This window comes from Microbacterium sp. Bi128 (genome assembly GCF_918698205.1).
This window is the reverse complement of record NZ_CAKKMM010000159.1, coordinates 1-8513: the sequence shown is the minus strand read 5'-3', so window position 1 is coordinate 8513 and position 8513 is coordinate 1. Positions and strand designations below refer to the sequence as shown.

Genomic DNA, 8513 nt, shown 5'->3' with positions numbered 1-8513 from the left:
ACCACGGGCCCGACAGCCGCTCGCTGTACGCAGACGCCGCGAACTGGATCTCGGTCGCCGCCATGTTCGCACGCCACTCGGACAGGACGGCTTCCGTGTCCGTGCGGAACGGGCTCGCTCCCTCCCACGTCACCGTCGCCTGCGCGTCGTGATCGACCGGACGGGTCCACGAGGCCGCGCGCCCCGATCGCGCAACGGCCGCGGCCACGGGAGCGAGCACGGGCCGCATCTCCGAAACCTCGGCGAGGACGTCCTCACCGGAAGGCGGCTGCCAGTACGCGGCGAGATCAACCGCGACTTCGAGGGCCCGGTCGATCCGCGCGGGCGTGATCTCGGGCGTCGGGATCTCGGCGAGTGCGGCAGCGGCCTGGGCGCTCGAGACTTCGGGCTCGACGAACGGCTCGTCACCTCCGCCGATGTGGATGAGGGTCCCGGGGTTCTCGGCGAGGGCGTGCGTCGCCCAGAACACCGCCTGCGTGGCATCCCGGTCCACCGGCGTGTCGGACTGCCGGGCCGCGTCGAGCAGGATCTCGAGGCACAAGCGCCGTCCGCGCGGACCGTCGAGAAACGTCGACGGGTCGAGGGACATGCCCCCGACCCTAGCGACGTCGTGAACGTCGGGTCAGCCGCCGAGCGCCTGCCGCAGCAGGTGCATGAGAGCCGAAAGCTGCACCGAGTCGCTGGATCCCGGCTCGATGGCGAGGCCGTCCAGCGCACGCTGCGCCAGGCCCTCCTTCGAGTCGATGAGCTCGGCGATCTTGGTGTCGATCGTGTGGGCCGCGATGATGCGCCACGCGGTGACGGGCTCTTCCTGACCGATGCGGTGCACACGGTCGATCGCCTGCGTCTGCTCCGCGGCGGTCCAGCTGAGCTCGGCGAGCACGACGTTGGAGGCGGCCTGCATGTTGAGGCCGACACCGGCGGCGGTGAGCGAGCACACCGCGATGCCGACACCGGGGTCGCTGTTGAACGCGTCGATCGCGGCTTGCCGAGCGGTGGACGTCTGATCGCCTCGAACCGACACCGAGCGCAGACCCGACGCCTTGAAGTGGGCCTCGGCGGCATCCATGACGTCGATGTGCTTGGCGAAGAAGACGACCTTGCCGACCGAGCGCTGCAACTGCACGGCGTAGTCCGCGGCGAGGTGCGCCTTGGCCTGACCGATGCGGCGCACCATCGTGAAGACGTTCTCGGAACCGGTGCCGGCGGCCTTGCTCTCTTCGAGCTCGCCGTGCGCGACGAGGCGCACGATGTCCTCGTCGATCTCGCCGGGGGCCAGGCCCCGGTCGCCGCGCGCCTCGATGATGCGGCGGTACTTCGCTGCGAGGCGCGCCCCGAGCTCACGCTCGGCCTGACGGATCGACCGCCCGAATTCGTCGTCGAGCTCGACCGGGAGGTCGGCCACGAGCTTGTCGGGGAGGTCGGCGGCGACGTCCTTCTTCTTGCGCCGGACGATGCCCATCGAGATCACGGCCTCGCGGGCCTCGGGATAGAACGCCTTGTCGGCCGGCGTGAGGCCCGTGGCATCCAGCTTCTCCATGAGCTCGGCGCCGGGCTTCTCGCCGGTCGTCCACCCCAGGAACCGCCAGATGGCGTCGAAGTCCTCGACGTCGTTGATGAGCGGCGTTCCGGTGAGCGCGAGCAGGAGCGGATCGCGCGTCTGCTGACGGACACGGGATGCCAGGGCGAGCACGTTCTGCGACCGCTGCGACGACAGATTCTTGATGAAGTGCGCCTCGTCGACCGCGATGCCCTTGAGGCCGATCGACGACAGCCACGACAGGTGCCGGTCGAGGATCTCGTAGTTGACGATGAAGATGTCGGCGAACGCGTCGATGTCGGCGCCGCTGCCCGAGATGACGGTGGCGCGACGGTGCGGCGTCCAGCGCTGCACCTCGCGCGCCCAGTTCATCTTCACGACGTTGGGCACGACGACCAGCAGCGGGTAAGCCTCGGCGACGGAGGCGGCGAGCACCGACTCGGCGGTCTTGCCCAGGCCCGGCTCGTCGGCCAGCAGGAACGAACGGTGGCCCTGGCGCACGGCCTCGAGGAACCGGGACTGGTGCGGCATGACCTCGAGCCCGCGCGGCGAGAGGCGGTCGAACTCGGGCACGGGCGGAAGCTCCATGCTCGCGGCCGATCCCCCGGCACCGGTCTCGAACGCCTTGTACAGCGGGCCCATGAGCTCCCAGCCGTCGAGGCGGCGGCGCGGTGCATCACCCGTGGCACGCGGCGTGAGGTCGGGCGGGAGGAAGGGGTTGGCCATCTGCCGCGCCTCGATCGAGGGCGGGATGACCTGCTTCTCGGCGAGCGCCGCGGGGACCACCGGCGTGGCGGCGGGGGCGGTGTCGGTGATGATGAGCTCGTCGGGCGGGAGCTCGGCACCGGACTCCAGCAGCCAGTCGCGGCGCATGCGTCGTGCGACCGGCGACGTGGCCTGGTCGACCTCGAGCAGCTGAATGAGCGAAGTGTCGCGCGCGGCGGTCTTGGCCAGGATCGTGGCCACGCCGTCGAGACGCTTGAGCAACTCGGCGCGTGCGGCGTCGGTGATCTCGGTGTCCGCCTTCACCCGCGCGCGCTCTTCGCGCACAAGGAAGGCGATCACCTGGAACTTCACCCGGTTGGTGGGGCCGAGCTTGCCGCGCTGAGCTTTGGCCTCGACCTCGCGGACCTTCCGGGCGAGGATGGGGATGACGGGTGCCTCGTCGTCGCGACGGGATGACGAGGTCTTGCGGCGCCGTTGGCTCGAGCTACGGGCTGCGGTTGCCGTGGTCGGCATGCTCCTCCTGAGCGTGTCGTCCGGATCGGTCCGGGACGTCCGGCGTGACGCCGGTGGATCAGTGACCCCGGAGAATGCCGCACGGCCTCCCGCCGAAGCGGCAGTGCCAGCGACCCGCAACGCGTCTTCACCGGAACGGCTCGCGAGGAGGCGGGTGACGGGGTCGCCCCCATTCTAGCGCGTCCCGGGCCGGTCGCACCCTCACCGACCCGCCCGCGACCATGGACACCTACGCTGGGCCCATGGCCGAACCGATGTCGCGGGACCAACGCGTGGTCCTGACCGTCGCGGTACTGGCATCCTTCGTGTCCTTCCTCGACGGCACGGTCGTCACCGTCGCGCTGCCCGCGATCTCGCGCGATCTGGGCGGCGGTCTCTCGACCCAGCAGTGGGTCGTGGACTCCTACCTGGTGACCCTCGGCGCGTTCATCCTCGTGGCCGGGTCGATGAGCGACGTGCTGGGGCGCACCCTGGTGCTGCGGATCGGTCTCGTCGGGTTCGGGGTCACCTCCATCGCGATCGCCGCCGCGCCGACGGCGGAGTTCCTCATCGTCGCGCGGGCGCTCCAGGGGGTCGCGGGAGCGTTGCTCGTCCCCAGCTCGCTCGCGCTCATCACCTCGACCTTCCGTGGCGCGTCGCAAGCCCGTGCCATCGGGATCTGGACCGGCGCGACGACCGTCGCCATGATCGCGGGGCCCCTCATCGGCGGCGTCTTCGTGGACACGCTGTCGTGGCGCCTGGTCTTCCTCGTCAACGTCCTGCCGATCGGCCTGACGCTCTGGCTGCTCGCGCGGCGTGGCCGTACCGACCACCGGCGGCCGGGGGCGCGCGTCGACATCCTCGGAGCCGTCCTGTGCGCGGCGGGCCTCGGGGGCGTCGTCTTCGCTCTCATCGAACAGCCGAACCTCGGCTGGTCCTCGCCGGTCATCTGGGCTCCGGGCGTGCTGGGCGTGCTGTCGTTCGCCGGATTCCTCGTGCGTCAGCGCGTCGCCCGCGAACCGATGATGCCTCTGGACCTGTTCCGCTCCCGCAACTTCTGGACCGGCAACCTCACGACGATGTTCGTCTACGCGGCGCTGTCGCTGAACGGTTTCGTCGTCAGTGTCTACCTGCAGCAGGGCGCGGGGCTGCCGGCGACGCTCGCGGGACTGGCGTCGCTGCCCAGCACTCTGCTCATGATCGCACTGAGCTCGCGCATGGGGGCGTTGTCGGGTCGGCTGGGGCCGCGCCTGTTTATGACGCTCGGGCCGGCGATCATGGCGATCGGCGCGCTGTTGCTGCTGACGGTGCGCCCCGAGTTCGACTACTGGACGCAAGTGCTCCCGGGGGTCGTCGTGTTCGGCCTCGGTCTGACGGCGACGGTGTCGCCCCTGACGGCCGCGGTCCTCGGCGCGATCGACGCGGAGCGCTCGGGCATCGCGTCGGCGGTCAACAACGCCGTATCGCGCGTCGCGGGCCTCCTCGCGATCGCCGCGGTGTCCGCGATCGCCGGCGGGGCGCTCGATCTCGACGGGTTCCACCGCGCGGCGATCTTCACCGCCGTCCTCATGGCGCTCGGCGCCGCGACGTCGTTCTTCGGCATCCGCAATCAGCTGTCGCGTCAGGACTGAGGCGGTCGCGCTGTCGCGCACCCGACGCCAGAGTCAGCGCAGGATGCGGCGCACGCGCTCGACGTCGTCGGCCATCTGCACCAGCAGCGCGTCGACACCGTCGAACGCCGTCATGCCCCGCACGCGCTCGACGAAGCGCACTTCGACGTGATGCCCGTAGAGGTCGAGATCGGTCTCGTCGAGCACGTACACCTCGACCTGGCGGGCGTGTACGTCGTCGAACGTGGGGTTCGTCCCGATGCTGATCGCCGCGGGGTAACTGATGCGGCGCGTGCCCTCGACGTCGATCAGCCAGCCGGCGTAGACCCCGTCGGCGGGCACGAACCCCTCGAGGTCGGGCGACAGATTGGCCGTCGGGTAGCCGAGCTCGCGCCCGCGCTTGAGGCCGTGCACCACTTCGCCCCACACGGACGGCGACCGACCGAGCAGACGAGAAGCGGTGGCGATGTCACCGGCGGCCAGGGCCTCGCGGATCCACGTCGAGGACACCCGACGATCGGCGTGGACGGCGCGGACATCGTCGACGACATCGACACGGAAGCCGTGCTCCTCGCCCATCCGGACGAGCAGGTCGGGGTCGCCCGCGCCCCCGGCGCCGAACCGGAAGTCGCGCCCGACCAGAACGGTCCGCGCCGAGAGCGCATCGACCAGGACGCGGCGCACGAACACATCGGCGGGGAGCGCGGCGAGCGCCTCGTCGAAGGTCAGGAGCAGAGTGGCATCCACTCCCGCGCGATCGAGAAGCTCGAGCTTCTGGTGCGGGCCGATGACATCCGGCGGGCACTTGTCGGGCCGCAGCACGCGGAGGGGGTTGCGGTCGAAGGTGACCGCGACGACCTTCGCCCCGTCGGAGGCCTCGACGCGCGCACGATCGATCACCGCACGGTGGCCGGTGTGGACGCCGTCGAACTTGCCGATCGCCACGACCGACGGCCCGAACCCGGCGGGCACCTCTTCGGGGTCGCGGAAGACGATCACGACGCCGTCCGACGGTGCCGCACGAGCCACCACAGGCCCAGGAACGGCAGAACGAGCGGGATGAACACGTAGCCGATGCCGTACACCGACCACACCGTCGGGTGCTGGAACAGCGCGGGCAGGACGAGACTGAGAGTGCCCACGACGATCACGCCGATCAACTCGAAGCCGATCGCCACCCAGGCGACCCGGTACCAGGCCGGGCGAGCCGAGAAGATCAGCGCGAGGGTCGCGAGGATGTAGACGACCGCCGCGAGCGCCGACAGGGCATAAGCCACCGGCGCTTCGTCGAACTCGCGGACGATCTGCACGAACGAGCGCCCCGTGGCGGCGAGCGCCATGATGCCGTAGACGATCACGAGGACCCGGCCGATGCCGGTCATTCCGCGGGTGCGGGCGGGAGTGGTGGATGCCATGACCTTCCGAGTCTAGTTCGGTCGGCGCTGCAGCTCACCGTCGGTTCGGCGCCCGGGTCAGGCGACCTGCACGGTCCAGATCACGTGCATGCGCCACACCATGACGGCCACCGCCAGGGCGGCGACACCCATGATGACGGTGCTCCAGCGGCTGCGCTCGATGAGCGCCCACGCGGCCCCGGCCGGCGGGAGCAGTGCGGCCGAGACGAGGTACGTCCAGTACTCCAGCAGACTGCCCGAGGCCGGGTTGCCGGCGAACGGCGACACGATGGCCACGACGATCTGCACGATGAGCAGCAGTTCGATGAGGGCGAGCGCCCCGACGGTGAGGTCGGAGGGACGGCGTCCCGCCAACCCCGCCGCGATCGCGACGAGGCCCGCGAGAACCGCGACCCCCACTTGCGTGAGCGTGAACCACAGGATCATCGCGCGGCCTCCTCGGGCATGTTCATGACGCTCTTGAGTTGGCTCCCCCGCCGCTCGACGATGCCCACCAGGCGCCCACCCGGATCGATCGCCGCAGCCCGCTCCCCCGTGAGGCGGCCGCCGCCGTCGATGCGCTTGCCGTGGCGGAGGTCGCGCGCGTCGTCGTCGCCGACGGCGAGACCTCCGACGACCGTGGCCGCGGCGACGGCCGGGTCAACGAGGGTGTCGTCGGCGATGTCGTCGACGGATGCCGCGGACGCCACGTCGAAGGACCCGATCCGCGTGCGACGCAGAGCCGTGAGGTGTCCGCCGACGCCGAGGGCTCGGCCCAGGTCGCGGGCGAGGGCGCGGATGTAGGTGCCGCTGGAGCAGTCGACGACGACGTCGAGGGCGATCGTCGCCGCGTCACGACGGGTGGCACGCACGTCGAAGCGCGACACCGTCACGCGTCGGGCCTTCAGCTCGACGGTCTCGCCGGCACGCGCCAGGTCGTACGCCCGGCGGCCCGCGACCTTGATGGCCGACACGGTGCTGGGCACCTGGTCGATCTCTCCCGTGAGGTCGGCGATGCCCGCCGCGATCGCCGCATGGGTCACGGCCGCGACATCGGCGGCATCCGCTCGAGCCGTCTCTTCGCCGTCGGCGTCGTCGCTGTCGGTTTCGATCCCGAGCAGGATCGTCGCCTCGTACGTCTTGTCGGCCCCGACGATGAAGGTGAGCAGGCGCGTCGCACCCTCGACACCGAGCACGAGCAGCCCCGTCGCCATCGGGTCGAGAGTGCCCGCGTGCCCGATCTTGCGAGTGCCGAGGGCGCGTCGGGCCCGCGCGACGACGTCATGGCTGGTGATGCCTCCGGGCTTGTCGACCAGGAGGATGCCGGCGCGCGCCATCAGCAGAAGTCGCCGAACACGCGCACGGGGTCGGCGGGATTCGAGTTCTCGACGATGGCCGAGGCCGTCGCGCGCGGGCGCGTCGCCGTGAGGTAGTGCTTCTGCGCGTCGCTCCGCTCGGGTGCGGGTGCCCCGATCGGCGACGAGGACTCGAGCCACACCGACCAGTGCCACAGTCCGCGCAACGCGGAGTCCAGGAGGAACGCGCCGTCGACGACGAGCACGGCGTCCGCGGGTGCCGCCTCGACGCTGACGGGCGGGAACGGCTCACCCGCCCGGAACGGTGCGACCAGTTCCGCACGCACAGCCTCGGCCCGGTCGGAAGCGACCTCGCCCAGGGAGGCGCGGAACACAGGGGTCCCGTCCGCTCCGAGCGCCGCGGCGAACCCCTCTGCGAACGCGGTGGCCGCCTCGGCATCCAGGGCGTCGACGGCGACGACGATCCGGCCGGAGCGGGAGTTCTGACGCACCTCGTCGCGGAGGCTGCGGTGGAGGGACTCGAGCGACATGACTCCAGCCTAGGCGGGGCGCCGGACACGCCGACTCTCGATCTACGCTGGAGGGATGCCAGCACTCGCCGCGCCGCTCATCGCGTGGTATCGCGACACCGCGCGGGACCTCCCCTGGCGCCGCGCCGGGTTCGGGGCGTGGGGAACGCTCGTGAGCGAGTTCATGCTGCAGCAGACGCCGGTGAACCGCGTGATCCCGCACCTGGAGGCGTGGCTCGACCGCTGGCCGACGCCGGCCGCCCTCGCCGCGGTCGCCCCGGCCGAGGCCGTGACCCAGTGGGCGAACCTCGGCTATCCGCGCCGCGCGCTCTGGCTGCACCGGGCGGCGGTCGAGATTCGCGATCGCCACGACGGCATCGTCCCGCGCGACGTCGAGGCGCTGCTCGCCCTCACCGGGATCGGCGACTACACCGCGCGCGCCGTCGCGGTCTTCGCCTACGGGGATCGGCATCCGGTCGTCGACACCAACACCCGCCGGGTGCTCGCCCGCGTCGTCGACGGCGTCGCGCAGCCCGGCCCTCCGGGCAAGGCCGACCTCGCCCGCATGGATGCCGAGCTCCCGGCCGACCTCACCGCCGCCGCGATCGTGAACGCCGCCGCGATGGAACTCGGCGCGATCGTGTGCACCGCCCGATCGCCGAAGTGCGACGTGTGCCCGCTTTCGGCGCAGTGCGCGTGGCGGAACGCCGGGTATCCGGCATCCGAGGATCGTCGCCGTCGCCAAGCGAAGTACGAGGGCAGCGATCGTCAGGCGCGCGGAGCGGTCATGAAGGTACTGCGCGAGGCAGCACCCGCCGCCGTGCCCCTGGACGCGGTGATCGCCGAATGGCCCGACCCCGTGCAGCGCGACCGCGCGATCGATTCCCTCATCGCGGACGGCCTGGCCGAGGCCGCCGACGCGATGC

General features: G+C 71.3%; 8 protein-coding genes and 1 pseudogene. 2 read left to right on the top strand and 7 right to left on the bottom strand.

Translation table 11 applies throughout. The features are described from left to right. Together LQV45_RS12730 and LQV45_RS12725 are read right to left on the bottom strand one after the other, a co-directional pair. Positions 1-589 (bottom strand): annotated as a pseudogene (locus tag LQV45_RS12730) (hypothetical protein); the annotation flags it as partial. Positions 590-622: 33 nt separating this feature from the next. After that, the gene (locus tag LQV45_RS12725; protein ID WP_230007344.1) at positions 623-2779 is read right to left on the bottom strand and encodes a DEAD/DEAH box helicase; all 2157 of its coding nucleotides are present in this window, start codon (positions 2777-2779) and stop codon (positions 623-625) included. A gap of 242 nt (positions 2780-3021) precedes the next feature. On the opposite strand from LQV45_RS12725, the gene LQV45_RS12720 reads away from it, so the two are divergent. Beyond that, entirely contained in the window at positions 3022-4389 is a 1368-nt protein-coding gene (locus LQV45_RS12720; RefSeq protein WP_230007343.1) for an MFS transporter, read from the top strand. A 33-nt stretch (positions 4390-4422) separates the two neighbouring features. Here LQV45_RS12720 and LQV45_RS12715 read toward each other — a convergent pair whose 3' ends face one another. Genes LQV45_RS12715 through LQV45_RS12695 form a run of 5 tightly spaced genes read right to left on the bottom strand, consistent with a single transcriptional unit; the run spans position 4423 to position 7608 of the window. Continuing rightward, complete coding sequence (locus LQV45_RS12715) at positions 4423-5367, bottom strand: bifunctional riboflavin kinase/FAD synthetase (protein ID WP_230007342.1); 945 nt, start codon at positions 5365-5367, stop codon at positions 4423-4425. Beyond that, the gene (locus tag LQV45_RS12710; RefSeq protein WP_138177724.1) at positions 5364-5783 is read right to left on the bottom strand and encodes a hypothetical protein; all 420 of its coding nucleotides are present in this window, start codon (positions 5781-5783) and stop codon (positions 5364-5366) included. Before LQV45_RS12710 ends, LQV45_RS12715 begins: the two co-directional genes overlap by 4 nt. 57 nt (positions 5784-5840) lie before the next feature. Next, on the bottom strand, positions 5841-6209 hold the full coding sequence (locus LQV45_RS12705; RefSeq protein ID WP_138177726.1) for a hypothetical protein: 369 nt from the start codon (positions 6207-6209) through the stop codon (positions 5841-5843). Further along, complete coding sequence (truB, locus tag LQV45_RS12700) at positions 6206-7099, bottom strand: tRNA pseudouridine(55) synthase TruB (RefSeq protein WP_230007341.1); 894 nt, start codon at positions 7097-7099, stop codon at positions 6206-6208. Before truB ends, LQV45_RS12705 begins: the two co-directional genes overlap by 4 nt. Next, complete coding sequence (locus LQV45_RS12695; RefSeq protein ID WP_230007340.1) at positions 7099-7608, bottom strand: hypothetical protein; 510 nt, start codon at positions 7606-7608, stop codon at positions 7099-7101. Before LQV45_RS12695 ends, truB begins: the two co-directional genes overlap by 1 nt. A gap of 55 nt (positions 7609-7663) precedes the next feature. Between LQV45_RS12695 and LQV45_RS12690 the strand changes: the two genes are divergently transcribed. Beyond that, a partial coding sequence (locus tag LQV45_RS12690) for an A/G-specific adenine glycosylase (RefSeq protein WP_230007339.1) occupies positions 7664-8513 on the top strand: 850 nt, incomplete at its 3' end.